Below are 25,136 nucleotides of genomic sequence, written 5' to 3'. Positions count from 1 at the left end.
GGCGGGGAGCGCCGTCCCCGGCAGCATGCCCACGCACGCGGGGCAGGAGCAGGTCCGTGCGGGTGAGGGCCGAGGCCGCGCGGCCCTACCGCAGCCCCGGGGACCGGCCGGTTCACCGGTGCGGCAGGGACGGCCCGACTAGGCTGCTGACGTGCACCGAGACCGTTCCCCCCTGCTCGGACGAGCGCGCGCGGTCGCCCGTGCGGTCGACGGTCTGCCGGAGCAGTGGCGCTCGGGCACCTCGCGCAGCCAGACGACCGTGCTGCTCGTCCTCCTGGTCGGGGTCGCCCTCTGCTTCGTGGTCTCGCTGTGGACCTACGCGGTCATGCCGGTCAGCACCTACTTCGTGTGGCTCGTCCTGGGGATGCTGCTGCTGCGCTTCCGGGCGTTGGCGGTCCTCACGGCGGTCACCGTGCCGGTCGCGTTCCTCGCGGCGCTCGTGGACTGGTGGGCCGGGGGCTCCTTCGGGTCGGCGCGCGCCTCCGGGATGGTCGCCCTCGTGCTGGGCGCGGCGCTCGTCCTGTGGCAGTCCAGCCGTCAGCGCAGCGGCCTGCCCGCTCCCCTCAGCGAGGCGATGCTGGCCGACCTGCGTGACCGTCTCGCCGCCCAGGGGGAAGTGCCTCCGCTGCCCGACGGCTGGCGGGTGCAGACCGCGACCAAGGCCGCCCACTCGGTGGGGTACGCGGGCGACTTCATGGTCGCCCGCCTGGACGAGGACGCCCACCGGCTCGAGCTCATCCTGGTCGACGTGGTGGGCAAGGGCGTGGCCGCCGGCACCGCGGCGCTCCAGTTCGCAGGCGCCCTGGGCGGGCTGCTGGGCGCCCTGCCACCCCAGGCCCTCCTGGAGGCCGCCAACGACTTCCTGCTGCGCCAGGAGTCCGACGAGGCGATGGCCACCGCCGTCCACGTGGTCGTCGACCTGCGCACGGGTGACTACCAGGTCCACAGCGCCGGGCACCCACCGGCGCTCGCCTGGGACGCGGAGCGGCGCAGCTGGGAGGTCGACAACGCCCGCGGGCTCGCTCTGGGCGTGATGCACCGGGCGCCCTTCGAGGCCAGCCGCGGCTGCCTGGCCCCGGGCGATGCGCTGCTCTTCTACACCGACGGCGTCGTCGAGGAGCCCGGTGGCGACATCGAGGACGGTGTCGCCTGGCTCCAGGAGACCGCCCGCCGCGCCGTCGCCCCGGGCTTCGACGGCGTCGCGCGGCGGGTGCTGGCGTCGGTCCCGCGCGGGGACGACGACCGGGCGGTCCTCGTCCTGGAGCGGTTCCTCCCCGTCGACCTGCCGCCGGAGCTGCGGGTCGGCCTCGCGGTGCCGCCGCGGCGTCGGACCGCCGCTCAGCCCCGGCCCTCGTAGAGCCGGGCGATCACCTGCTCCACGTCGGGCTCCTGAAGGGACAGGTCGGCGACGGCGTACCCGGCCGCGACCGCCGCGATGACGGGGGCGGCGCTGGCGTCCGCGGGGAAGGACAGCCACTGGCGGGGTCCGTCGACCCGCGTGGTCCTGGCCCCGGGGACGTCGATGGGCGGGCCGGGCTCGGCCAGGTCGACGACCAGCGTCCGGGTGGCACCCGCCAGGGCCTGCACGCTGGTCAGCGGTCCGTCGAAGGCCAGCGACCCGTGGTCGATGAGCACCACCCGGTCGCACAGCGCCTCGATGTCGCCGAGGTCGTGGGTGGTGAGCAGCAGCGTCGTGCCGCGCTCGGCGTTGAGCTCGCGCAGGAACGCGCGCAGCCGGGCCTTGCTCACGACGTCCAGGCCGATCGTCGGCTCGTCGAGGTAGAGGACGTCCGGGTCGTGCAGGAGGGCGGCGGTGATCTCGCCGCGCATCCGCTGCCCGAGGCTCAGCTGGCGCACGGGGGTGTCGAGCAGGGCCGTGAGGTCGAGGAGGTCGGCGAAGCGTCCGAGGTTCTCGCGGTAGCGGGCCCGGGGGAGGTCGTGGAGACGCGCGAGCAGGTCGAAGGAGTCGCGCAGGGGGAGGTCCCACCACAGGCTGCTGCGCTGGCCGAAGACCACGCCGATGCGTCGGGCCAGGGCGGTGCGGTGCCGGCTGGGGTCCACGCCCGCGACCTCAACGTGCCCCGAGGTCGGCACCAGGATGCCGGTGAGCATCTTGATGGTCGTCGACTTCCCCGCGCCGTTCGGCCCGATGTAGCCGACCATCTCCCCGGCCTCGACGCTGAACGAGACGTCCCGCACGGCCGTCACGACGTCGCGGGTGCGCGAGAACCGCCCCGTCCGGCGCCGGACGACGAAGTCGCGACGCAGGTCGCGCACCTCGATGAGGCTCATGCGGTGGTCTCCTTCAGGGCTGCGGTCGTGGTGGCGCGGGTGGTCGCCTGGTCGGGGGCAGGGTCGGGTGCCGGGTGCTGCACGGTCACGACCCCGTGGAGCGGTAGTGGCGGACGCCGGCGCGCCAGACGATCCCGGTGACGAGGGCGAGACCAGCGGCGGCGACGGGGGACAGGTACCCGGCCCAGCCCGGGAGGTCGCTCGCGTCCGTCCGTCCGAGCACCAGCAGGCTCGGGTACCAGTTGACGAACGCGACGGGCACGACGAACGTCAGCGCCTTCACCAACCCGCCGGGATAGATGGTGAGCGGGTACTGGGTGAGCGTGTTGCCCCCATAGGTGAACGCGTTGGCCGCCTCGGCGGCGTCCGTCGTCCAGAACTGCAGGCTGGAGACGAGGACGAAGAGGCAGAAGAAGAGGACGGACCCGCAGACGAGGGTCAGGACGGTGAGGCCGACCGTCAGGGGCGTCCAGGTCAGCCACCAGCAGGCCCACATCAGCACCGCGACGGCCTGGAGCAGCCGGCCCACGCGCCGCAGGGCGAACCGCTCGGTGCAGACCTGCACGAGGAGCGGCACCGGCCGCACGAGCATCTGGTCGAGCGTCCCGGTGCGGATGGCCCGGCCGAGGTCCTCAACGCCGCTCACCAGCAGGTTCGCCACGGCCATGCTCACCCCGGTCGTGCCGTAGAGGAACGCCACCTCGCGCAGGCCGAAGCCGCCGAGGTCGGGGACGTTGGCGAAGACGAACAGGACCGACACGAACTCGATGGCGTTCATGGCGAAGCTCGACGCCAGGAGCAGCCAGAACGACGTCCGATAGGTCCAGGAGGCGCGCACCCAGACCCCCGCCAGGCCGGCGTAGGCCCGCACGACCGCGCGCGGGGACGTCGAGGGTGAGGGGGAGAGGAGCGGTGCCGTCGCGTGCTGGTCAGCCACCCTGGACCACCACCCGGCGCTCGGCCCGGCGCAGCGTCACGTGGGCGGCCGCGAGCAGCACCGCGGCCCAGCCCGCCTGGAACCCGAGGCCACGGAACAGTGCCGGGCCCGTGAGCTGTCCCAGCCAGACGTCCGCCGGCACCTGGAGCAGCGCGGCGAAGGGGAGCGCCCGCGCCAGCTCCCCGAACCACCCCGGGAACAGGACGAGGGGCAGCGTCAGGCCGGAGAGGAAGACGGCCAGCAGGGAGCCGAGCTGCTGCACGCCCTGGGCGTCGAGCAGCCAGAAGGAGGCCGAGGCCACGAGCATCCGCAGGCCGAAGCTCACCAGCAGTGCCAGGCCGACCGAGACGGCGAACGCCACCACCGTGCCCGGCCCCGCCGGGTAGCGCAGGTCGAAGAGCAGCGCGCCGACCACGGTGGGGACCACGCCCCGGGCGAGCAGGTGGAACACCGCGCGGCCGACGTCCGCGCTGAGGTACCAGGCCAGGAGCGGGGCCGGGCGGTGCAGGTCGATCGTCACGTCGCCCGTGCGGATGCGCTCGGTCAGGTCGGACGGGGTGCCCCCGCCCCAGAGCATGACGACCATGATGATGCTCTGGCCGAGCCAGACGTAGGTGACCGCGTCCGAGGCGTCGTACCCGCCCGCGGTCGGGTTCGCCCGCCACACCGCGAGCAGGACGAAGCTGTTGATGATCCCGAAGACGGTGTTCGTGAACAGGCCGGCCAGCGTGGCCGCCCGGTAGGTGGAGTAGCGCCGGAAGGAGCGGGTGGCCACGGCGAGGTGGAGACCGACCTGGTGTCCGACCCGGTGGCCGACCCCATGTGCGAGGCGACGTCCGGGCGCGTGTCCGGGCGCGTGTCCGGGGTGGGGAGGGACCGTCGCGCGCACCCGCGGAGCCTACGGCCGGCGACGCAGGGCGAGGACGACACCGGCCAGTGTCGCGCCGAGCGTGCCGAGGGTCTCGTCGCCGAGGGTGTCGGTGTAGGCGGTGCCGAGCTCGGTCCCGTGCCGGATGAACGTCCACCACTCGCCGAGCTCCCAGCCGATCGCGAGGAGCGCGCCGAGGCCCGCCACCACCAGGACGTCGAGGCCTGCTCGTCCGGTGCGGGGCAGCAGCAGGCCCAGCCCGCCGCACAGGAGCGCCCAGTTGACGAAGTGGTTCGCGTCGTCCCACCAGACCACGGTGTCGTAGAGGTCGAGGGTGTTGCCGGTGACGTCGATGAGGAAGGGCGCCATCACCAGGGCCGTCGCGGCCCAGGGCTGTGCGCGCCACCCCGCCGTGCGGTGAGTCAGCCACCAGCCGACGGGGACGAGGAGCATGAGGACGGGGTAGGCGACCAGCCGGGCGCCGAACGCCTTGCCGGCGAAGCGATCGATGCCGGGGACGAAGGTGGCGACCGCGAGCTGGCCGACCGTGAGCGCGAGCAGCAGCACCGCCACCGCGCACCACACGCCGGGGCGTCCACCCGACCCCGGCGCGACGTGACTGCCCGGCACGGGCGAGGAGGTGGCCATGCGGGACATCCTGACGGACGTCCTGCCCCGGCCGGCGTGCACACGCCGCGACGGATGAGGTGCGCCACACGGGCGACACGGCCGAGATGGCGCGGAATAGGCGTCGAGGCCGTACAGTTCCTCAAGCAATCCAGTTTTCAACTACTTTGCGGAGATGAGCACCATGCAGCTCGGAATCTTCACCGTCGGTGACGTCACCACCGACCCCACCACCGGCCGGACCCCCACCGAGCACGAGCGCATCAAGGCCACCGTCGCCATCGCGAAGAAGGCCGAGGAGATCGGGCTGGACGTGTTCGCCACCGGCGAGCACCACAACCCGCCCTTCATCGCCTCGGCGCCCACGACGACGCTGGCCTACATCGGTGCGCAGACCGAGCGGATCATCCTCTCGACCGCCACCACGCTCATCACCACCACCGACCCGGTGCTCATCGCGGAGAACTACGCCAAGCTGCAGCACCTCACCGACGGTCGCGTCGACCTGATGATGGGTCGCGGCAACACCGGCCCCGTCTACCCGTGGTTCGGCAAGGACATCCGCCAGGGCCTCAACCTGGCCGTCGAGAACTACGCCCTCCTGCACCGCCTCTGGCGCGAGGACGTCGTGGACTGGGAGGGCCGCTTCCGCACGCCGCTCCAGGGCTTCACCTCGACCCCGCGACCGCTCGACGGCGTCGCCCCGTTCGTCTGGCACGGCTCGATCCGCAGCCCCGAGATCGCCGAGCAGGCGGCCTACTACGGCGACGGCTTCTTCCACAACCACATCTTCTGGCCGGCCTCGCACACGCAGCGGATGGTCGCCTACTACCGCCAGCGCTTCGAGCACTACGGCCACGGCACCGCGGACCAGGCCATCGTCGGCCTCGGTGGGCAGTTCTTCATGCGCCGCGACAGCCAGGACGCCGTGAACGAGTTCCGGCCGTACTTCGACAACGCCCCGGTCTACGGCCACGGCCCCGCCCTGGAGGACTTCACCGAGGCCACGCCGCTCACGGTCGGGTCCCCGCAGCAGGTCCTGGAGCGGACGCTGTCCTTCCGCGACTACGTCGGGCACTACCAGCGCCAGCTCTTCCTCATCGACCACGCCGGCCTGCCCCTCAAGACCGTCCTGGAGCAGCTCGACCTGCTCGGTGAGATCCTCCCCGACCTGCGCGCCGGGTTCGCCGAGGGCCGCCCCGCGCACGTCCCGGACGCGCCGACCCATGCCTCATTGGTCGCCGCCGCGGGCGGTGCCCACGACAGCACCGTGCACGCCGTGGACGACGTCACCGGCCGCCGGGCCGAGGAGGTCTCGGCATGACCAGGCTCGTCGTCGTCCACGCCGGCCTGTCCACGCCCTCCTCGACGCGGCTCCTGGCCGACCGGCTCTCGGCTGCCACGCTGGAGGCGCTCGGCCAGCCGGTCGACCTGACCGTCGTGGAGCTGCGGGACCTCGCGCACGAGCTCGCCGACAACCTGCTCACCGGCTTCCCGACCGGCGCCCTCGCGGACGCCGTCGAGCAGGTGCGCCGGGCCGACGCGCTCATCGTCGTCACCCCCGTGTTCAGCGCCAGCTACTCCGGGCTCTTCAAGACGTTCTTCGACGTCCTGGAGCCCGGCACCCTGGCCGGCACCCCGGTGCTCGTCGGGGCCACCGCCGGCACGGCCCGGCACAGCCTCGTCCTCGAGCACGCGCTGCGCCCGCTCTTCGCCTACCTGCGTGCCGTCGTGGTGCCGACCGCGGTGTTCGCCGCCGCCGAGGACTTCGCCGACCCCGACCTCGAGCGTCGCGTCCACCGCGCCGGCGCCGAGCTGGCCGCGCTCCTGGGCGTGGCCTCCGCCCCCGCTGCCGCGGACCGGGCGCAGTCGTTCGAGGAGCAGGTCGCCGCCCCGCTCGACTTCGAGGACCTCCTGCGCCGCGCGAGCGACCCCCGCGGCTGAGCCGGCGCGGCCCTCACGCCCCGGTCGGGCACCGACCGGGGCGTGACAGGATCGGACCATGACGCGCGGACCCGGCCTCCCCACGCACGAGCCGGGTGCGCTCGACGCGCACGTCACCGCCCTCCTGCTCGAGCACGCCGACCGGTCCTTCCACGGCGACGCCTCCGACGGGGCCGTCTGGGCCGCGGTCGCCTCCGTCGAGCGGATCGCCTGCCGTATCGGGAGCACGAACGCGGCCGAGCTCCGCGCCGTCCTCACCGACCACCGCCTGCCGCTGGCCAGCCGGGCGACCCTCCAGCTCGTCGCCGAGGCCCACGACAGCGTCGTGCGCGGGCTCGGGTACCGCGCCCGCGGGATGGTCGTGGACGCCGGCGTCCTCAACCCGGAGGGCGGCGTCTACCCCGTGGCCACGGAGGCGGACGTGGTCCGCGCCGGGGTCCGCGCCGCCTATCGCACCTGCACCCAGGTCGAGTACTACACGCTGCGCTACGCCGACAGCGCCGGGCGCTACTCCGGCGCGGACTCGGCCTGGCTCGCCCTCCAGGGCACCCAGCCGCTGGGGGAGGCCCAGCGCCAGGTCGACTGGCTCACCCGGCTGCTCGCCTCGCGGGGCATGCCGTCGTGGCTCATGGAGCGCCACCTCACGGATCTCGTGACCGAGCTCGACACCGCTTGCGGCGACGGGAGCCTCGGCTCGGCGTCCGGCTCCCTGCCCGGCGTCCGGGACGAGCTGGCGCGTCGTCGGCGGGCCGTGCTCCCTGACGTCCTCCTGGACGAGGCGGAGGGCTGGCTGCGGGACCAGCTCGGCGCGGAGCCCGCGCCGGCTCCGCTGGCCGGGACCCTGCTGGCGGCGGCGGTCGCCGACGTCGGCTCGGGGCTCCTCACGCACGACCGGGTGCTGCTGGACTGGTTGATCGACCCGGTGCGCTGCTCGGAGCTCGCGCGCGTGGCCGTGGAGGCCACGCGCGAGGCGCTGCTACGCGTGTGCCGGGTGGAGGTCGCCGCCCCCACCCGGCGTCGCGGCCGCCGCTGACCTGCGGTCAGGAGCGCCGGCCCGGGCAGGTGCGTCAGTGCTGGTAGGTGCCGTGCAGGATGGCGCGACCGGCCGTCTTGAAGGCCAGGTTGAACGAGACGACCGCCGGGCTCGCCGAGGCGTCGACACCGAGGGTCTCCTCGGTCACCGCGTGGACCACGAAGAAGTAGCGGTGCACCTGGTCGCCCTGCGGCGGCGCCGCGCCCATGAAGGCGAGGCTGCCCCCGTCGTTGCGGCACATGAAGGCCCCACCGGGCAGGTCCGCTCCCTCCGCGCCGGCGCCGGTGGGGAGCTCGGTGCAGTCCGCCGGCAGGTCGACGAGGACCCAGTGCCAGAACCCGCTCGGCGTGGGGGCGTCGGGGTCGAAGCAGGTCACCGTGTAGCTCCGGGTGCCCTCCGGCCCGGGCTCCCACGACAGCTGGGGGCTGGTGTTGCCGCCATCGGCGACCTGGGCCTGGTCCAGCGGGTCACCGTCGACGACGTCGGTGCTGGTGACGGTGAACGCGGGGACGGCAGGCAGGAGGGGGTACGGATCGGGGGTCACGGGGCGCTCGAGGCTCATGCCGGCGACGCTAGCCGGGCCGGAGCGCCCACCCGTTCACCCCAGCGGGCCGTCCACCGCCCCCTGGCGCCTGCTCTGGCTACCGCCCTGCCCGCGTGGCGGAGCCCTCGTCCGCCAGGCGGCACGGACCCGTCAGAATGTGGGCATGACCGACGCTCGGGAGCACGCACCGGCCGACCACCCGTCCTACCCCGTGGGCCTCCGGCTCGCCGGGCGGCGGGTCCTCGTGGTGGGCGGTGGCCACGTCGCCCAGCGCCGCATCCCGGCCCTGGTGGGCGCGGGAGCGGACGTCGTGGTCGTCTCCCCGGACGTGACCCCCGCGATCGAGGGGCTCACCGGCGTCCTGACCTGGCACGCCCGCGCGTTCGAGGAGGCCGACCTCGACGGCGCCTGGTACGCGCTGGCGCTCACCGACGACGCGGCCGTCAACGAGGCCGTGGCCCGGGCCGCGGAGGAGCGGCGGATCTTCTGCGTGCGCGGGGACGACGCGGCCGACTCCACGGCGTGGACGCCGGCCGTCGGTCGGCACGGCCACCTCACCGTGGCCGTCCTGGCCAACCGCGAGCCGCGGCTCTCCGCGGGCGTGCGCGACGAGATCATGACGGCACTGCGCGACGGCGCGCTCAACGCGCGCGCCGCCCTGGACACGACCGCCGGCGTGGTGCTGGTCGGCGGCGGCCCGGGCGACCCGGAGCTGGTCACCGTCGCGGCGCGCCACGCCCTCGCCTCGGCGGACGTCGTGGTCGCGGACCGGCTCGCCCCCCGGGAGCTCCTCGACGAGCTGCCCGCCCACGTGGAGCTCGTCGACGTCGCCAAGCTGCCCCGCGGCCGGCACACCACGCAGGAGCGCATCAACGAGGTGCTCGTCGAGCGTGCCCTCGAGGGCAAGCGGGTGGTCCGGTTCAAGGGCGGCGACAACTACGTCTTCGGCCGCGGCTACGAGGAGGTCCTGGCCTGCCAGGCCGCCGGGGTGCCGGTCACCGTGGTGCCTGGCCTCACCTCGTCCATCTCCGTCCCCGCCCGGGCCGGCATCCCGGTCACCCACCGCGGGGTCGCGCACGAGTTCACCGTCATCTCCGGGCACGTCCCGCCCGGCCACCCCACCTCGCTCGTCGACTGGTCGGCCGTGGCGCGCATGCGCGGGACCGTCGTCCTGCTCATGGCGGTGGAGAACGCGCCCGCCATCGCCGCTGCCCTCCTGGACGGCGGACGCCCCGCCGACACCCCGGTGGCCGTGATCGTGGAGGGCACGCTGCCGGAGGAGCGCACGGTCCTCTCGACCCTCAGCACCCTCGCCGAGGACCTGGTGGCCCAGGCCGTCCGCCCGCCGGCGATCATCGTCGTGGGCGAGGTCGTGGCCGTGGCGAAGCCGGGCCACTACGGACGCGTCGCGTCGGACCCCTCCGCCGGCTGACCGTGCGACTCCTCGAGGTCACCGACCGCGACGACGACCGCCTGGCCGACTACCGGGACCTGCGCGATACGCAGCTGCGCCGGAGCCTGGAGTCCGAGCACGGGCTGTTCCTCGCGGAGGGGGAGAAGGTCGTCCGGCGCGCCCTGGCCGCGGGCTACCGGCCCCGGTCGCTGCTGATGAGCCACCGCTGGGTCGAGCCGCTGGCCGACGTCCTGGACCCCCTGGACGTGGACGTCTACACGGCGCCCGAGGCCCTGCTGGAGGGGATCGTCGGCTTCCACCTCCACCGTGGGGCGCTCGGGTCGTTCGAGCGGCGGACGCTGCCGTCGGTGGCGGACGTGCTGGACGGTGCGCGGACCGTCGTGGTGCTCGAGGACATCGTCGACCACACGAACGTCGGCGCCATCTTCCGCTGCGCCGCCGGCCTCGGCGTCGACGCCGTCCTCCTCGCGCCACGGTGCGCCGACCCGCTCTACCGCCGCTCGGTGAAGGTGTCGATGGGCACCGTCTTCTCGGTGCCGTGGACGCGGCTGCCGGACTGGTACTCCGCGATGCCGGACCTCTCCGCCGCGGGCTTCACCACGGTCGCCATGACCCTCGCGGACGATGCCGTCGACCTGGAGGACGCCGTCACCGACGTCGACCGGCTCGCCCTCGTGCTGGGCACCGAGGGGGAGGGGATCTCGCCGCGCTGGCAGTCGTCCGCCGACCGCCGCGCCGTCATCCCGATGTCCGCCGGCGTCGACAGCCTGAACGTCGCGGCCGCGGCGGCTGTCGCCTGCTACGTGGCGGCGCGGCGGTAGCCGGCGGTCCTCGGTGGCCGCTGCGCGTCAGGTTTGGTCACCAACGTGGGGTTCAAGGCCCCCGGACGCAGGGTTGGTGACCAAACGTGAGGCTGAGCGCCCCGCCGGGAGCGCCGGCGGCGGGCAGACGGCCGGGAGCCGCTCAGCGTCGGCCCACCTCAGGTTTGGTCACCAACGGTGCGCAACGAGCCCCCGAAGTCACCGTTGGTGACCAAACGTGGTGCGGGAGACGGCGAGAGCCTCAGCCCTCGGCAGGCCAACCGATCGGGTAGTCGTCGACGGCCTTGTCGTGCTCCTTGGCCAGCTTCTTGCGGGCGCGGGTGGGGATGCGGTCGCCGAAGACGGTGCCGTACAGGTGGTCGGTCTCGTGCTGCAGGCAGCGGGCGAGCAGGCCGTCGCCGGAGAAGGCGACCGGCTCGCCGTCCAGGCCGGTGCCGGTGACGGACGCCTGGTCGGGGCGGGAGCAGTCGACGAACGCCCCGGGGTAGGACAGGCACCCCTCGAGGTCGGTGTCGATCTGGCGGTCCTTGCCCTCGGGCAGGGTGAGCACCGGGTTGCAGACCACGCCGACGGTGCGCTCGCCGCGGGCGTCGGGGCAGTCGAAGACGAAGACGGAGCGGTCGACACCGATCTGGCAGGCGGCCAGGCCGACGCCGTCGGCGGCGTACATCGTGGCGACCATGTCGGCGGCCAGCGCGCGCAGCTCGTCGTCGTAGACCGTGACCTTCTCCAGCTCGCGGTGCATGACGTCGGTGCCCCACCGCGTGATGGCTCGGACGCTGCCTCCGGTGGGCAGCTGACCGAAGGGAGCATGCTCGGGGGGCGGCGGGAATTCGACGTCGGCCATGGCCCGAATCCTAGGGACGCCGCCCCGACCGTGCCCCATCGCGGGGCCGACCCCGCCCGTGCCGGTCCAGCGGCCCCCACTCGGAAGGATCGGCTGAGCCACCCGGAGGGGTGGTCGGCGCCCACCCCGGGCTGGGAACCCTGCCGGGCATGGACGAGAGCAGCGAGAAGCGCATCCAGACCATCGTTGAGGTCCTCGAGGACGCCTTCGGCGGCCTGATGGAGGCCGACCCGGCCGCGTTCCGCGGCAAGTACCGGAAGATGGCCAAGGACCCGCACGCCTTCTACCGGGGCACGGCCTGCCTGTTCTACCGCGACGTCACAGCCGGGCTCGTCGACGAGCTGACCGGTCGTGGCGACGACTTCACCGACGCGCGCTCCTCCCGGATCTGGGTCCACGGGGACCTGCACGTCGAGAACTTCGGCACCTACCTGGCCTCGGACGGCCGGCTGGTGTTCGACATCAACGACTTCGACGAGGCCTACGTCGGCTCCTACACCTGGGACCTCCTCCGCTTCGCCGCGTCCCTGTCCCTCACGGGCTGGCAGAAGGCGCTGCCCGAGGACGACGTGCGCGGGCTCGTCGAGGTCTACGTCCGCGCCTACGTCGACCAGGTGCGGCGCTACCGCGAGGACCACGACGACGACTTCGCGCTCACCCTCGACAACACCGAGGGTCCGATCCACGAGGCGCTCCAGGCCGCCCGGCAGAACCGCCGCGCCGAGCTCCTCGACGCGAACACGACCCGCGATGGCGAGGGGCGGGTCTTCCTGGAGGACGGCACGATCAGGCGTCTGGACGACGAGGAGCGCGGCCGCGTCGTGGACGCCTACCGTCGCTACCTGGACTCCCTGCCCGCGGACAAGCGTCGTGGTGACCTCTTCCACGAGCTCCATGACGTGGCCGGCAAGTCCGGCTTCGGGATCGGCTCGGCGGGTCTGCCCGCCTACAGCCTGCTGATCGAGGGCGACAGCCAGGCGCTGGACAACGACCGCATCCTCTCCATGAAGCAGGCGAACGTCCCGGCCGTGAGCCGCTACGTCGACACCGACGCCGTGGAGGAGTACTTCGAGCACGAGGGCCAGCGCACGGTGGTCTCGCAGCGCGCCCTCCAGGCCCACACCGACCCGCTGCTGGGCTGGACCGACGTCGACGGCGTCGGGTACGTCGTCTCCGAGGTCTCGCCCTACGAGGAGGACCTCGAGTGGGCCGACCTCACCGAGCCGGACGAGATCCGGTCCGTGGTGGAGCTGCTCGGCCGGGCCACGGCCAAGATCCACTGCGCCTCCGACACCGACTCCGACCAAGACCTCGTCGACTTCCAGGTGGAGGACGCCGTGGGCGCGGTGCTCGAGGGCAGGGACGACGAGCTGGTGGCGTGGCTGCAGGACGCCGGTGAGGCCTACGCCCGCCAGGTGCGCACCGATCACGCCCTCTTCGTCGAGGCCTTCCGCTCCGGGCGGATCTCCGTGTCGGCCACCTGAGTCCTCGTCCCCCGGCTCCTCGGCCGGGGTCAGGGCTCGCGCGCCGCCGAGGCGGGTCTCAGGCGAGCCCGGCCCCGGCCGAGGGCACCCCGAGCAGGTGCCTCGGGGCCCGGAAGCCCTCGGCCACGAACCGGGCGTCGACGGCCCGCACCACTGCCTCGACCCGCTCGGTCGGCACCAGGGACACCGCGGAGCCGCCGAAGCCGCCACCGGTCATCCGCGATCCCATCGCCCCCGCCTCGACCGCGGTCTCCACCACGGCGTCCAGCTCGGCGCAGGAGATCTCGAAGTCGTCCCGCATGGAGACGTGCGAGGCGAGGAGCAGACGCCCCAGCGCGGGACGGTCCGAGTCCCGGAGCGCCGCCACGGTCTCCGTGACCCGGGCGATCTCGGTGACGACGTGCCGGGCGCGGCGGCGCAGCCGCTCGTCCTCCAGCGACTCCGCCTGGGCCTGCGTGGCCTCCCGCAGGCTGGCGAGTCCGAGCAGGCTCGCCGCCTCCTCGCAGTCGGCGCGCCGCGAGGCGTACCCGCCGTCGTTGAGGGCGTGGGACACCTGGGTGTCGGTGACGAGAACGGTGAGGCCGAGGGCGTCCAGGTCCAGGTCGACGGGCTCGTGGGTGTGGGCGTCGAAGTCGATGAGGACGGCGGCGCCCGCTAGGCCGTGCATGGCGATCGTCTGGTCCATGCCGCCCGTCGGTGCGCCCACGACCTCGCCCTCGGCCGCCATGGCGGCCGCGACGAGTCGCTCGCGCAGCGGGTCGTCGAGGTCCAGGCCGAGCAGCGCGCACGCGGCGACCCCGACCGCGCACTCGATGGCCGCCGAGCTGGAGAGCCCGGCCCCGATCGGGACGGTCGAGTCGACGAGGACGTCCATGCCGGGCACCTCGAGCCCCGTGCCCGAGCCGGTGTCGCGGGCCAGTGCCCACAGCACGCCCGCGGCGTAACCGGCCCAGCCGGGGGCGGAGGCCGCCTCGTCCAGTGTGCCCTCCCAGCCCTCCTCGGCCTGGCGGCTGCGGAGGCGCAGCCGGCCGTCCTGTCGGCGGGCCGCCGCGGCGTAGGTGGCGTGGGGGAGCGCGAGCGGCAGCACGAGGCCGGCGTTGTAGTCCGTGTGCTCGCCGATGAGGTTGACGCGGCCGGGCGCGCGCCCGACCACCTCGGCGTCACGGCCGAACGTCTCGGCGAAGGACGAGCGCAGCCCGTCGGCGAGGTCGTGGCTGTCACCGGCGTCCCAGAACGTCATGGCCGTCACCCTAGGTGTCCCGGAAGGGTGGGCCGCACACCCCCTCACCTCGCGCGACGGGTGCTCGGCCCGGATGGGTGAACGGCGCGTGCCGGGGGCTGGGCATGCTCGAGGAGTGCCCGACCCCGCCGCCGCAGCCTCGCCCGCAGCCTCGCCCGCCGCCTCGCCCGCCGACCCCGCCGCCGACCCCGGGGTCGACCCCGGGGTCGACCCCGCGCTGGTCGCCCTCGCCCAGGACCTCCTGGACTGGGCGCGAGCGGGCGAGACCTCCCGCGTCCTGGCCTACGTGGACGCCGGGGTGCCCGCCGACCTGACCGGCGCCGACGGCAACACCCTGCTCATGCTCGCCGCCTACCACGGTCACGCGGACCTCGTCGTCGGCCTGGCCGAGCGAGGGGCCGACCCGGACCGGGTGAACGACCGGGGCCAGACCCCCCTCGCCGGGGCCGTCTTCAAGGCCGAGGACGACGTCGTCGCCGCCCTGCTCCGGCTCGGCGCCGACCCCGACGCCGGCACCCCCTCCGCCCGCGCCACCGCGGCGATGTTCGGGCGGTCGCTCGCGGTCTGAGCTCTGCGTCGAATCCCTGCTGCTCAGGCACAGAACACGCGGCGGACCCCCCAGGTTTGGTCACCAACCCTGCATCCGGCCCCCCGCAGCACAGGGTTGGTGACCAAACGTGAAGCCGAAACCGGGACCGAGGACCCCGCCGCGCCCATCGACGGCCGCGTAGGGTCGAGAGACGTGCGCTTCCTCCACGACCGGACCCCCGACCACGACCTCACCTACGACGACGTCTTCATGGTGCCGGGGCCTTCTGCGGTCGCCAGCCGCTACGACGTCGACCTCTCCACCGCCGACGGCACCGGGGCCACGATCCCGATCGTCGTCGCGAACATGACGGCGATCGCCGGCAAGCGGATGGCCGAGACGGTGGCCCGCCGGGGCGGCCTGGTGGTGATCCCGCAGGACATCCCGGTCCCGGTGGTCGCCGACGTCGTCCGGTTCGTGAAGTCGCGCCACCTGGTCTACGACACCCCCATCGTCCTGCGGCCCGGTCAGACGGTGGCCGAGGCGCTCTCGCTCATCCCCAAGCGCGCCCACCGGGCCGCGGTCGTGGTGGACGACGAGCAGCGACCGGTCGGCCTCGTCACGCTCGTCGAGTGCCGCGAGGTGGACCGGTTCGCCCAGGTCCACGAGGTCATGCGGCCCATCGAGGTGCTGGTGGACGCCGACACCGACGCCCGGACGGCCTTCGACCGGGTGGACGCCGCACGGGCGCCCCTGGCCGTGGCCGTCGACCGGGACGGCGCGCTGGTCGGCGTCCTCACCCGGGCCGGCGCCCTCCGCGCCACCCTCTACACGCCCGCGACCGACGAGCGGGGCGGCCTGCGCCTCGCGGCGGCCGTGGGCGTCAACGGCGACGCCGCCGGCAAGGCCGAGGCGCTGCTGGCGGCCGGGGTCGACTGCCTCGTGGTCGACACCGCCCACGGCCACCAGCAGCGGATGGCCGATGCCGTCAAGGCCGTGCGGGGCGTGGCTCCCGGCGTCCCCCTCGTGGCCGGCAACGTGGTCTCCGCCGACGGGACGCGCGCACTGGTGGAGGCGGGCGCCGACATCGTGAAGGTGGGCGTCGGCCCGGGCGCCATGTGCACGACGCGGATGATGACCGGCATGGGGCGGCCCCAGTTCTCGGCGGTCCTGGAGTGCGCGGAGACGGCGCGCGACATGGGCGCGCACGTCTGGGCGGACGGCGGGGTGCGCCACCCCCGTGACGTGGCGCTGGCCCTCGCGGCCGGTGCCAGCAGCGTCATGGTGGGCTCCTGGTTCGCGGGGACGCACGAGTCGCCGGGCGACCTCGTCGACGACGGCGACCGCCAGTACAAGGTCTCCTTCGGGATGGCCTCGGCGCGGGCCGTGGCGAACCGGACGTCGGGGGAGTCCGCCTACGACCGTGCTCGCAAGGGCCTCTACGAGGAGGGCATCTCGTCCTCGCGGATGTACCTGGACCCGGCCCGGCCGGGCGTCGAGGACCTGCTCGACCAGATCTGCTCGGGGGTGCGGTCCGCCTGCACCTACGCGGGGGCCGAGACCCTCGGGCAGCTGCACGCCCGAGCCGTGGTGGGCGTGCAGTCGGCCGCGGGGTACTCCGAGGGGCGTCCGCTCGCGACCAGCTGGTAAGGCCCGTGAGCCGAGGCGGCGGGCCTACCGTGAGGAGCGGGACGTCCGCCCGCGGACCACGCCGATGAACGCCTGGATCCGAGGGTCGTCGTCGCGCTCGACCAGCCAGGCCAGGCCGACCCTTGTCCCGGGAAGGTCGGTGACGACCCGGTAGGTGGCGTCGCGGCGGTGGTAGAGCCGCGCCACCGACATCGGGACGATGGCCACGCCGGTGCCGGCAGCGACGGTCTCGACGGCGTCCTTCTCCGACATCGGGGGCCATGGGAGCTGCTCGGCGCGGGGCGTCCAGCCGCTGCGCTCGGGCAGCACCAGCTGCTCGTCGGCGAGGTCCTCCGTGGTGACCTCCTCGGCGAGGCTGAGGAGGTGCTCGTGACCCATCACCGCCACCGGCAGCTCCTCGTAGAGCGGGATGCAGTGCAGGCCCAGGGCCTCGCGGTCGACGGGGAGGCGCACCAGCGCCATGTCGAGCGTGCGGTCGACCAGGCCGTCCGTCTGCTCCGCCTCCGTCACCGGGGCCAGCTCCATCCCGGACGGCATCCGGCCGCGGTAGACCCGCGCCCACTTGTCCGGCGTCGCGCCGGTCACGAAGCCGACGCGCAGCGGCCAGTCCTCCAGGTGCCGGTCCATGGTCCGAGCCTAGGGGAGCGCTCCCCGGGCCTCACGTTTGGTCACCAACCCTGCGATCGGAGCCCTTCCAGACAGGGTTGGTGACCAAACGTGAGGCACTCGGCAGGCGGCCCCGCCCGGCTCAGGCGGTCTCGAGCAGCTCGTGGTCGTGCGCGCAGAGCACGCAGTCCTCGACGGCGTCGGTGTCCTCCAGGCCCAGGTCGGCCCGCCACTGGTGCAGGAAGCGGCCGGCGCCGGTGCCGTCGTCGTAGACGCGGTCGTCGCCGTACCAGTGGAGCCGGGACGTGGCCATGACCCACTCGTAGACCAGCACCATCTCGCGGGTGCCGGCGATGGGCGGGTGGGCGGCGTGCACGAGCCGGACGACGGCCACCGCCTCGGCGTCGGGCGTGACGTCGACGGCACGGTGGCCGCGCAGGCCGGCCGGGCAGAGGCTGCAGGCCTGGTCGCGGTCGCGGCGGGCGCGGTGGGAGTGGACGAAGGCGGCTGTCTGCGAGAGGGACGGGTAGACGTGCAGGCCGGGCTCACCGGTCTCCGCGGAGGTCAGCAGCCACAGGTAGGTGGCCAGGGTGTCCTCGACGTCGTGCCAGCCGACCTCGTGGCTGCCCATCACGAGGTCGAGGGTCGCGAAGAGCTCCTCGTCCAGGCGCGGCAGCGGCGCGATCGCGGCCACGGCGCCACGCCGCCGGCTCGTGCGACAAGCGGCGGCCCAGAGTCCGTCGAGTGCATCCATCGGTGTTCCCATCCATGAGTCCCGACCCCTCGGGCATCCTTGCCGTCGGCGGGGTACCCAGGGGTCATCGGCGTGAACGGCCGTGACCTGAGATCTCTGCGCGCGAGACGTGCACCACCCGGTCGCCGGCGTGCGCACGACGTCAGCGAGGTGAGTGCTGGCGGGCTGCGTGGGCCCGAGGCCGTCGGCAAAGGGCTCGACGACCGATCCGGGTGTACACCAGGACGATCGGCACCGGCGTGAGGAACCTGTGAAGCCAGGGCCGTTCTTCACCGCAGGACCCGTCGAGCACGGCGGGAACGGGGCGAGCGGTGCGGAAAAGCACCACAGGGCGGCCCGCGGGCCGCCCTGTGGTTCCTGCTGTGTCCGAGGGGGGACTTGAACCCCCACCCCCTATACGGGGACTAGCACCTCAAGCTAGCGCGTCTGCCTATTCCGCCACCCGGACGAGGTGGTGGAACCGTAGCAAGACATCGGTGTGACTCTCCAATCGGGGCCGCACCTGGTCTCATCGCCGCAGGTCAAAGGCTATTTGGCCGGACGTCGCCACGAGTCCCCCCGGTCGTCGCACCTGATCCGGCAGGGCCGGGGCGCGCCGTCGGGGGTGAGTGCCCGGTGGCATGCTGAGGGCCATGGCTCCCCGCAGCGACCTCGACGCGACCGCGCCCGCCTACGACCCGGCGGCCGAGGTGGTGGACCTCTGCCGGGACCTCATCCGCTTCGACACGTCCAACTACGGCGACGCCGACGGCCCGGGCGAGCGCAAGGCCGCCGAGCACGTCGCGACGCTCCTGGACGAGGTCGGCATCAGCACCGAGGTCGTCGAGGGCTACGACGGCCGCACCAACCTCGTGGCGCGCTGGGGCGGCGACGGGACCCGCGACGACGCCCTGCTCGTGCACGGTCACCTCGACGTGGTGCCCGCGGCAGCCGAGGACTGGCAGGTCCACCCGTTCTCGGGCGAGGTCCAGGACGGCTACGTGTGGGGGCGCGGCGCCGTGGACATGAAGGACTTCGACGCGATGCTGCTCTCGTCGGTGCGTGCGAGGGCGCGCGCCGGCGCCGTGCCGTCCCGCCCGATGGTGCTGTGCTTCACCGCCGACGAGGAGGCGGGCGGCCACAAGGGCGCGCAGGTGCTCGTCGAGCAGCACCGTGACCTCTTCGAGGGCTGCACCGAGGCGGTCGGCGAGGTCGGTGGCTTCTCCACCACCGTGCGGGGGCGTCGGGTCTACCTCATCGAGGCCGCGGAGAAGGGCATGGCCTGGATGCGGCTCACGGCGCGCGGTCGCGCGGGCCACGGATCGATGATCAACGACGAGAACGCCGTCACCCGGCTGGCCGCCGCGGTCGCGCGGGTGGGCGCGTACGAGTGGCCCGTCCGGCTGACCCCCACGATGGAGGTCTGCCTCGCCGCGGTGGGCGAGCTAGCCGGCGTCCAGGCGACGCCCGAGAACGCGCCGGCGCTCATCGAGGAGTTCGGCTCGGCCGCGCGGATGCTCGGCGCCGTGATCCGCAACGTCGCCAACCCCACGCAGCTGGACGCCGGCTACAAGGTCAACGTCATCCCCACCGAGGCCACGGCCCACATGGACGGCCGCTTCCTGCCCGGGTACGAGGACGAGTTCTTCGCCACGCTGGCCGAGCTGCTGGGGGAGGGCGTCGAGCTCGACTTCGTCTCCCACCAGCAGCCGTGGGAGAGCCCGTACGAGGGCGACACCGTCCGCGCGATGCACCGCTCGCTCCTGGCCGAGGACCCCGACGCCCTCGTCGCCCCCTACCTGATGAGCGCCGGCACCGACGCCAAGCACTTCCGGCAGCTCGGGGTGCAGTCCTACGGCTTCGCGCCCCTGCGGCTCCCCGCGGACCTCGACTTCACCGCACTCTTCCACGGCGTGGACGAGCGGGTGCCGGTGGACGCGCTCCAGTTCGGCGCGCGCGTGCTGGACAGGTTCCTCGGGGACGTCTGAGGCGGCCCGCCGGGGGCAGCGCTCAGGCCGTCCGCACCGCGCGGATGATCTTGCGACGCAGGGTGACGCGGCGGACGCCGTCGGCGGTGATGCGGAGGCGGTGCAGCTCCCAGCCACCGTGCTCGGCCCGCTCGACGAGGAGCTTGCGGACGACGTTGCGACTCAGGTCGCGGTCGAACCGCACCTGGTCGAACTCCCACTCCACGCCGGGGCGGGGTGCGCGGCGGTCGGCGAGCGTCATGGGGCCTCCTCGGATGGGGTGCTGCCCGGTGGTCGGGCCTAGTCGGCGCTGACGTCGTCGAGCGCCGCGACGATCTCGGTGGGCAGGACGACGTCCTCTGCTCTGAGGGCCTCCCGCAGCTGTGCGGCGGTGCGGGCACCCACGATAGGGGCGCTCACCAAGGGTCGGTCCCGGATCCAGGCCAGGGCCACCTGAACAGGGGAGAGGTCCAGGCCCTCGGCCGCCCGGACGACGGCCCCGACGACGGCGCCGGCCCGGTCGTCGAGGTAGGCCTCCACGAAGCGCCGCCAGTGGTCGGAGGCGGCGCGGGAGTCGGCGGGCAGCCCGTGGCGGTACTTGCCGGTGAGGACGCCTCGGCCCAGCGGCGACCAGGGGAGGAGGCCGAGCCCCGTCGCCTCGGCGGCGGGGACGCCGTCCAGCTCGACGGACCGGTTGAGCAGCGAGTACTCCACCTGGGAGGCCACGAGGGGCGCCCGCCCCGGGACGGCCTGCTGCCAGGTCGCGGCGCGGGCCGTCTGCCAGGCGCCGTGGTTGGACAGCCCGACGTAGCGGGTCCGCCCCGTGGCCACCGCGTGGTCGAGCGCGCTCAGGGTCTCCTCGAAGGGCGTGAGCGGGTCGGGGGCGTGGACCAGCCACAGGTCGACGTGGTCGGTGCCGAGACGGCGCAGCGAGGCGTCCAGGCCGGAAAGGAGCCGGCCGCGGGAGGCGTCGACGTGCCGGCGTCCCGCCCGCGACCCCAAGCCGGACTTGGTCGCGAGGACCAGGTCGTCGCGGGGCACGACGTCGCCGATGAGCGCGCCGAGCATGGTCTCCGCCCGGCCGTCGGTGTACACGCCGGCCGTGTCGACGAGGGTGCCCCCGGCGTCCACGAAGGCCACGAGCCCGTCGCGGGCCTCGTGCTCGTCGGTCTCGCGGCCCCAGGTCATCGTGCCGAGGCCGAGACGGGAGACACGGAGGCCGGAGCTGCCCACGCTGCGCTGCTGCATGACGGCCAACCTAGCGGCGCGCCTGCGCCGGACGGTGCCGACCCGCCTGCCCCGGCGTACCCAACGTGAGCGACTCCTCGTGCCGGGCGGGGTCCCGGTCAGGTTCCGTGCAGGGGAGTGCCCCTAGAGTGCCGCCGTGGTCGACCTCCTCCAGGCAGTCGTGCTCGGCATCATCCAGGGACTCACGGAGTTCCTGCCGATCTCCTCCAGCGCGCACCTGCGCATCTATCCCGAGCTGTTCGGGTGGGGGGACCCGGGCGCGGCCTTCACCGCCGTGATCCAGATCGGCACCGAGCTCGCCGTCCTCGTCTTCTTCCGCAACGACATCGCGCGGATCGTGAAGGCGTGGGTGCTCTCGCTGTTCAAGCCCGAGTGGCGTGGGCACGTGGACGCCCGCCTCGGCTGGTACATCATCGTCGGGTCGCTGCCCATCGTGATCCTCGGCGTCCTGTTCAAGGACGTCATCGAGAACCAGCTCCGCTCGCTGTGGATCGTCGGCACCACGCTCATCGTGCTCGGTCTCATCCTCGGCCTGGCCGACCGCATCGGCTCCACCCGGCGCACCATCGGCGAGCTGTCCCTGCGCGACGCCGTCCTCATGGGCGTCGCCCAGGCGTGCGCCCTGATCCCGGGCGTCTCCCGCTCGGGCGCCACGCTCTCGATGGGCCGCTTCCTCGGCTACGAGCGCGAGGCCGCCACCCGGTTCGCGTTCCTGCTCGCCATCCCCGCCGTCATCGGCGCCGGCCTGTTCGAGCTCAAGGACGTCGTCGCCTGCACGCCCGGCTCCACCGACGTCGCCTGCGCCAACTCCTACTCCGGCCTCGACACCTTCGTCGCGACCGTCGTGTCGTTCGTCGTCGGCTACGCCGTCATCGCCTGGCTGCTGCGCTGGGTCACCACGCGCACCTACACGCCGTTCGTGGTCTACCGGGTGATCCTCGGTGCCGTCGTGCTCGTCCTCGTCAGCACCGGCGTCCTGGCTGCCTGAGCGCACCTGCGTCCACTGGGCGGCCCGGGCGGCTTCCCAGGCCGTCGGGCTCAGGTTTGGTCCCCAACCGTGAACGAACGGCCCCCGGAGACCGGGTTGGTGACCAAACGTGAGCCCCACGGGGCGCCGGCCTACAGCCAGCCGGACCGCTTGAAGAACACCCAGAGACCGAATGACGTGCCCAGCATCAGCAGCAGGGCGAACGGGTAGCCGTAGGTCCAGGACAGCTCCGGCATGTGGGTGAAGTTCATGCCGTACACGCCGGCGATCAGGGTCGGGACGACGACCAGGGCGGCGCCCGCCGAGATCTTGCGCATGTCGTCGTTCTGCTGGACCTGGATGCGGGCGACGGAGGCGTCGAAGGCGGTGGACAGCAGCGCGTCCAGGTTGTCCACGGCCTCCGCGGCCTGGTTGAGGTGGTCCAGGACGTCGCGGAAGAACGGCCCGGCCTCCTCGGAGATCCCGGTGACGGCACCGGTCGAGAAGCGTCGCATCGGCTCCCGCAGCGGCATGACCGCCCGGCGGGTCTCCGCGATCTCGCGCTTGAGCGTGTAGATGCGCATGGAGTCGTCGGTGCGCCGCGGGCTGAACACGGACGTCTCGACCTCGTCGACATCCACCTGGAGGTCCCCGACCACGCGCAGGTAGCCGTCGACCACCCGGTCGGCCACGGCGTAGACCACGCTGGAGGGGCCGTGGTTGAGCACCTGCTGGTGCGCCTCCAGGGTCTGCCGGGCCGTCGCGAGCTCCGAGCCCCGGCCGTGCCGGACGGTCACCACGAAGTCGTCGCCGACGAACACATTGACCTCGCCGGTCTCGACGGCGTCCTCGGCGTCCACGTACCAGAGGGTCTTCAGGACGAGGAACAGGCTGTCGTCGTAGCGCTCGAGCTTGGGGCGCTGGTGGGCGCTGAGCGCGTCCTCGACGGCCAGCGGGTGGAGGCCGAACGCCTCGGCCACCTCCGCGAGCTCGCGCTGGCTCGGCTTGTACAGGCCCACCCACACGAAGCCCTGGCCGTTCTCGGTGTCGGCCACCGAGGCGCGCAGCGCGGCGAAGTCGTGCGCGGCGCAGTCCACGGGGACGCGCTCGCCGTGGCGGTAGGCAGCGGAGTCGACGATCACGCTGCGCACGCTAGTCCTCGCCGGGTCCGCCCGGACCGCCCGCCCGGTCGCCGGTCGCTCGCGCGCCACCCCGCGGTTGCCTGGGCCCACGCCGTAGGGTCGGGGCATGGCGACGGTCATCCTCCTGCGGCACGGGCGCACCACGGCGAACGCGTCGGGGGTCCTGGCAGGCAGGACGGCGGGCGTCCGACTCGATCCCACCGGCCGCGACCAGGCCCGACGAGCCGGCGAGCGGCTGGCCGAGGTCCCGCTGGCGGCGGCCGTCGTCAGCCCGCTGGAGCGCTGCCGGCAGACCGCCCGGCTCGTCCTCGACGCCCAGGCCGGCCCCGCGCCCACCACCAGCATCGACAAGGGCCTCGCCGAGTGCGACTACGGCGAGTGGCAGGGCAGGAAGCTGGCCGACCTGTCCAAGGAACCGCTCTGGCGGGTCGTGCAGACACAGCCGTCGGCCGCGCACTTCCCCGGCGGTGAGTCGCTGGCCACGATGCAGGCCCGCGCCGTCGAGGCCGTCCGCAGGCACGATGCCGCGGTGACCGCCGAGCACGGCCCGCACGCGGTGTGGCTCGCCGTGAGCCACGGCGACCTGATCAAGGCGCTGCTCGCGGACGCGCTCGGCATGCACCTGGACCTGTTCCAGCGGCTGCACGTCGACCCGGCGTCCATCTCGATCGTCCGCTACGGGGAGTCGCGGCCCGCCGTCCTGGCCTCCAACACCCACGCCGGCGACCTCTCCTGGCTCAAGCCGCCGCCCCCCGGCCCCGCCGACGACGCCGCCGCGGCGGGCGCCTCCGACGACGCCGCCGTGGGCGGCGGTGCCGGACCCCACACCTCCACCGCCCCGACGACTGCCTAGGGTGACCGACATGCCAGTGGTGCACTCCTTCGACCCGCCCGAGCGCTTCGTCGCCGGGACTGTCGGTCAGCCCGGACAGCGGACGTTCTTCCTCCAGGCCCGCACCGGCACCCGCCTCATCAGCGTGGCGCTGGAGAAGCAGCAGGTGGCCGCGCTCGCGGAGCGCGTAGAGGAGCTGCTCGACGAGGTCCTGGCCGCGGACGGCACCGCCTCGCAGGTCCCGGCCATCGCGCCGCTGGACTCCGCGGACAACGCGCCGCTCGAGCAGCCCATCGAGGAGGAGTTCCGCGCCGGGACGATGACGCTGTCGTGGGACCCGGACGACCACCGCGTCGTCATCGAGGTCTTCCCCTTCACCGAGGCCGCCGTCGTGAGCCCCGACCAGGTGGACGAGGAGCTCACCGAGCCGGAGCCCGAGGAGCTGCTGCTCGTCCGGCTCACCCCCGGCGCGGCCCGTGCGTTCGTCCAGCGTTCCGAGCGCCTGGTCGAGGCGGGACGCCCCGCGTGCCCGTTCTGCGGCCTGCCGATCGACCCCGAGGGCCACCTCTGCGTCCGCGCCAACGGCTTCCGTCGCCGCGACCCGGTCTGAGCCGCCCGTGACCGACGCCCCCGTGCCCGCCGCTCTGCGGGAGGACGACCTGGTCCTGGACGGTCGCGTCCTCTCGGCGTCCAACGCCACCTTCGTCGGCGAGGTCGCGGGCGTCCGCGTCGTCTACAAGCCGGTGGCGGGGGAGAAGCCCCTGTGGGACTTCCCCGGCGCCGTGCTCGCCCGTCGCGAGGTCGCCGCCTACGAGGTGGCCAAGGAGTTCGCGGGGGAGTCCTTCCCCGTGCCGGTGCCGCGCACCTGGCTGTGCGACGGCCCGCACGGCGAGGGGATGGTCCAGGAGTGGCAGGAGCCGGACGACGAGCAGGCCGCCGTCACCGTCGTCGACTCGCGCCACGTGCCGGAGGGCTACCTGCACGTCTTCGACGGGTACGACGACCGCGACCGGGAGGTCTCGCTGGTCCACGAGGACACGGCGGCCCTGCGCCGGCTCGCCGTGCTCGACGTCGTCCTCAACAACGCGGACCGCAAGGGCGGCCACGTGCTGGAGATGCCCGACGGGCACCGCTACGGCATCGACCACGGGATCGCGTTCCACGCCGAGCCCAAGCTGCGGACGGTGCTGTGGGGCTGGACCGGCGACCCCCTCGACGCCGACGACGCCGAGGCCGTGACCCGGGTGCGGGTGGGCCTGGCAGGCGGGCTCGGCTCCACGCTGGCCACGCTGCTGGACCCGCTGGAGATCGACTGCGTGGCGCGCCGGTGCGACCGGCTGCTCGCCGCCGGAGTGATGCCCGCCCCTCCCGGGGGCGGACCCGCCATCCCCTGGCCGCCCTTCTGAGGGGC

26 protein-coding genes and 1 tRNA gene are annotated in these 25,136 nt (G+C 73.7%); 14 read left to right on the top strand and 13 right to left on the bottom strand.

All coding sequences use genetic code 11. The annotated features are described in order from the left end of the window. Positions 1-151: 151 nt before the first annotated feature. Complete coding sequence (locus E8D37_RS01065) at positions 152-1,357, top strand: PP2C family protein-serine/threonine phosphatase (protein ID WP_136567894.1); 1,206 nt, start codon at positions 152-154, stop codon at positions 1,355-1,357. Here the strand turns inward: E8D37_RS01065 and E8D37_RS01060 are convergent. From E8D37_RS01060 to E8D37_RS01045, 4 genes are all read right to left on the bottom strand, one after another. Then, positions 1,339-2,292 carry an ATP-binding cassette domain-containing protein gene (locus E8D37_RS01060; RefSeq protein ID WP_136567893.1) on the bottom strand — a complete coding sequence of 318 codons (954 nt, stop codon included), beginning with the start codon at positions 2,290-2,292 and terminating at the stop codon, positions 1,339-1,341. The two genes, E8D37_RS01065 and E8D37_RS01060, sit on opposite strands and share 19 nt — an antisense overlap. A gap of 85 nt (positions 2,293-2,377) precedes the next feature. Next, positions 2,378-3,229 carry an ABC transporter permease gene (locus tag E8D37_RS01055; protein WP_206055504.1) on the bottom strand — a complete coding sequence of 284 codons (852 nt, stop codon included), beginning with the start codon at positions 3,227-3,229 and terminating at the stop codon, positions 2,378-2,380. Beyond that, a complete protein-coding gene (locus E8D37_RS01050; RefSeq protein WP_136567892.1) occupies positions 3,222-4,004 on the bottom strand; it encodes an ABC-2 family transporter protein in 783 nt (260 codons plus the stop codon). Before E8D37_RS01050 ends, E8D37_RS01055 begins: the two co-directional genes overlap by 8 nt. Before the next feature lie 123 nt (positions 4,005-4,127). Further along, positions 4,128-4,745 carry a hypothetical protein gene (locus E8D37_RS01045; RefSeq protein ID WP_240770108.1) on the bottom strand — a complete coding sequence of 206 codons (618 nt, stop codon included), beginning with the start codon at positions 4,743-4,745 and terminating at the stop codon, positions 4,128-4,130. 163 nt (positions 4,746-4,908) lie between these two features. On the opposite strand from E8D37_RS01045, the gene E8D37_RS01040 reads away from it, so the two are divergent. From E8D37_RS01040 to E8D37_RS01030, 3 genes are read left to right on the top strand one after another with little or no spacing between them, the layout of a single operon-like run. After that, positions 4,909-6,048, top strand: coding sequence for an LLM class flavin-dependent oxidoreductase (locus E8D37_RS01040; protein ID WP_136568053.1), 1,140 nt, complete (start codon positions 4,909-4,911; stop codon positions 6,046-6,048). After that, positions 6,045-6,668, top strand: coding sequence for an FMN reductase (locus E8D37_RS01035; RefSeq protein WP_136567891.1), 624 nt, complete (start codon positions 6,045-6,047; stop codon positions 6,666-6,668). Before E8D37_RS01040 ends, E8D37_RS01035 begins: the two co-directional genes overlap by 4 nt. A gap of 58 nt (positions 6,669-6,726) precedes the next feature. After that, entirely contained in the window at positions 6,727-7,701 is a 975-nt protein-coding gene (locus tag E8D37_RS01030) for a hypothetical protein (protein ID WP_136567890.1), read from the top strand. Between the two features lie 34 nt (positions 7,702-7,735). Here E8D37_RS01030 and E8D37_RS01025 read toward each other — a convergent pair whose 3' ends face one another. Continuing rightward, positions 7,736-8,263, bottom strand: a complete 528-nt coding sequence (locus E8D37_RS01025; RefSeq protein ID WP_136567889.1) for a YbhB/YbcL family Raf kinase inhibitor-like protein — start codon at positions 8,261-8,263, stop codon at positions 7,736-7,738. Between the two features lie 145 nt (positions 8,264-8,408). Between E8D37_RS01025 and cobA the strand changes: the two genes are divergently transcribed. Then, positions 8,409-9,677, top strand: a complete 1,269-nt coding sequence (gene cobA / locus E8D37_RS01020) for a uroporphyrinogen-III C-methyltransferase (protein WP_136567888.1) — start codon at positions 8,409-8,411, stop codon at positions 9,675-9,677. Between the two features lie 2 nt (positions 9,678-9,679). Next, on the top strand, positions 9,680-10,480 hold the full coding sequence (locus E8D37_RS01015) for an RNA methyltransferase (protein WP_136567887.1): 801 nt from the start codon (positions 9,680-9,682) through the stop codon (positions 10,478-10,480). Positions 10,481-10,721: 241 nt separating this feature from the next. Here the strand turns inward: E8D37_RS01015 and def are convergent, their stop codons facing one another. Then, the gene (gene def / locus E8D37_RS01010) at positions 10,722-11,327 is read right to left on the bottom strand and encodes a peptide deformylase (protein ID WP_136567886.1); all 606 of its coding nucleotides are present in this window, start codon (positions 11,325-11,327) and stop codon (positions 10,722-10,724) included. Positions 11,328-11,476: 149 nt separating this feature from the next. Between def and E8D37_RS01005 the strand changes: the two genes are divergently transcribed. Further along, positions 11,477-12,811 carry a DUF2252 domain-containing protein gene (locus E8D37_RS01005; protein ID WP_136567885.1) on the top strand — a complete coding sequence of 445 codons (1,335 nt, stop codon included), beginning with the start codon at positions 11,477-11,479 and terminating at the stop codon, positions 12,809-12,811. Between the two features lie 58 nt (positions 12,812-12,869). Here E8D37_RS01005 and galK read toward each other — a convergent pair whose 3' ends face one another. After that, positions 12,870-14,051: a galactokinase gene (galK, locus tag E8D37_RS01000; protein WP_136567884.1), complete on the bottom strand. Its 1,182-nt coding sequence runs from the start codon at positions 14,049-14,051 to the stop codon at positions 12,870-12,872. A 115-nt stretch (positions 14,052-14,166) separates the two neighbouring features. Between galK and E8D37_RS20495 the strand changes: the two genes are divergently transcribed. Both E8D37_RS20495 and E8D37_RS00990 read left to right on the top strand, forming a co-directional pair. Then, entirely contained in the window at positions 14,167-14,619 is a 453-nt protein-coding gene (locus tag E8D37_RS20495) for an ankyrin repeat domain-containing protein (protein ID WP_276606446.1), read from the top strand. Positions 14,620-14,793: 174 nt separating this feature from the next. Beyond that, positions 14,794-16,230: a GuaB1 family IMP dehydrogenase-related protein gene (locus E8D37_RS00990; RefSeq protein ID WP_136567882.1), complete on the top strand. Its 1,437-nt coding sequence runs from the start codon at positions 14,794-14,796 to the stop codon at positions 16,228-16,230. 24 nt (positions 16,231-16,254) lie between these two features. Here E8D37_RS00990 and E8D37_RS00985 read toward each other — a convergent pair whose 3' ends face one another. The 3 genes from E8D37_RS00985 to E8D37_RS00975 all read right to left on the bottom strand — a co-directional run bounded on the left by E8D37_RS00985 (position 16,255) and on the right by E8D37_RS00975 (position 18,038). Beyond that, positions 16,255-16,857, bottom strand: coding sequence for a LysR family substrate-binding domain-containing protein (locus E8D37_RS00985; RefSeq protein ID WP_136567881.1), 603 nt, complete (start codon positions 16,855-16,857; stop codon positions 16,255-16,257). A gap of 121 nt (positions 16,858-16,978) precedes the next feature. Then, the gene (locus E8D37_RS00980) at positions 16,979-17,590 is read right to left on the bottom strand and encodes a hypothetical protein (protein ID WP_136567880.1); all 612 of its coding nucleotides are present in this window, start codon (positions 17,588-17,590) and stop codon (positions 16,979-16,981) included. A 363-nt stretch (positions 17,591-17,953) separates the two neighbouring features. Next, a tRNA-Leu gene (locus E8D37_RS00975) sits at positions 17,954-18,038 on the bottom strand. Positions 18,039-18,222: 184 nt separating this feature from the next. Here E8D37_RS00975 and E8D37_RS00970 point away from each other — a divergent pair. Next, on the top strand, positions 18,223-19,557 hold the full coding sequence (locus E8D37_RS00970) for a M20/M25/M40 family metallo-hydrolase (RefSeq protein ID WP_136567879.1): 1,335 nt from the start codon (positions 18,223-18,225) through the stop codon (positions 19,555-19,557). A 22-nt stretch (positions 19,558-19,579) separates the two neighbouring features. On the opposite strand, the gene E8D37_RS00965 is transcribed toward E8D37_RS00970, so the two are convergent. After that, a complete protein-coding gene (locus E8D37_RS00965; RefSeq protein WP_136567878.1) occupies positions 19,580-19,798 on the bottom strand; it encodes a DUF5703 family protein in 219 nt (72 codons plus the stop codon). Positions 19,799-19,836: 38 nt separating this feature from the next. After that, positions 19,837-20,784: an aldo/keto reductase gene (locus E8D37_RS00960; RefSeq protein ID WP_136567877.1), complete on the bottom strand. Its 948-nt coding sequence runs from the start codon at positions 20,782-20,784 to the stop codon at positions 19,837-19,839. A 136-nt stretch (positions 20,785-20,920) separates the two neighbouring features. Between E8D37_RS00960 and E8D37_RS00955 the strand changes: the two genes are divergently transcribed. Continuing rightward, on the top strand, positions 20,921-21,772 hold the full coding sequence (locus tag E8D37_RS00955; RefSeq protein WP_136567876.1) for an undecaprenyl-diphosphate phosphatase: 852 nt from the start codon (positions 20,921-20,923) through the stop codon (positions 21,770-21,772). 131 nt (positions 21,773-21,903) lie between these two features. Here the strand turns inward: E8D37_RS00955 and corA are convergent, their stop codons facing one another. Beyond that, entirely contained in the window at positions 21,904-22,893 is a 990-nt protein-coding gene (corA, locus tag E8D37_RS00950) for a magnesium/cobalt transporter CorA (RefSeq protein WP_206055502.1), read from the bottom strand. Between the two features lie 106 nt (positions 22,894-22,999). Here corA and E8D37_RS00945 point away from each other — a divergent pair, with 106 nt between their 5' ends. The 3 genes from E8D37_RS00945 to E8D37_RS00935 are packed head-to-tail and all read left to right on the top strand — an operon-like array spanning position 23,000 to position 25,131. Next, positions 23,000-23,746 (top strand): histidine phosphatase family protein, encoded by a 747-nt coding sequence (locus tag E8D37_RS00945; RefSeq protein WP_136567874.1) that lies wholly within the window; start codon positions 23,000-23,002, stop codon positions 23,744-23,746. Between the two features lie 10 nt (positions 23,747-23,756). Further along, entirely contained in the window at positions 23,757-24,335 is a 579-nt protein-coding gene (locus tag E8D37_RS00940; protein ID WP_136567873.1) for a DUF3090 domain-containing protein, read from the top strand. 7 nt (positions 24,336-24,342) lie between these two features. Then, positions 24,343-25,131 (top strand): SCO1664 family protein, encoded by a 789-nt coding sequence (locus E8D37_RS00935; protein ID WP_240770107.1) that lies wholly within the window; start codon positions 24,343-24,345, stop codon positions 25,129-25,131. Positions 25,132-25,136: the final 5 nt, after the last annotated feature.

This window comes from Nocardioides sp. GY 10127 (assembly GCF_004919085.1).
Taxonomy (GTDB): domain Bacteria; phylum Actinomycetota; class Actinomycetes; order Propionibacteriales; family Nocardioidaceae; genus Nocardioides.
The sequence above is the reverse complement of the archived record's forward strand: the minus strand, read 5'-3'. Positions and strand labels throughout refer to the sequence as shown.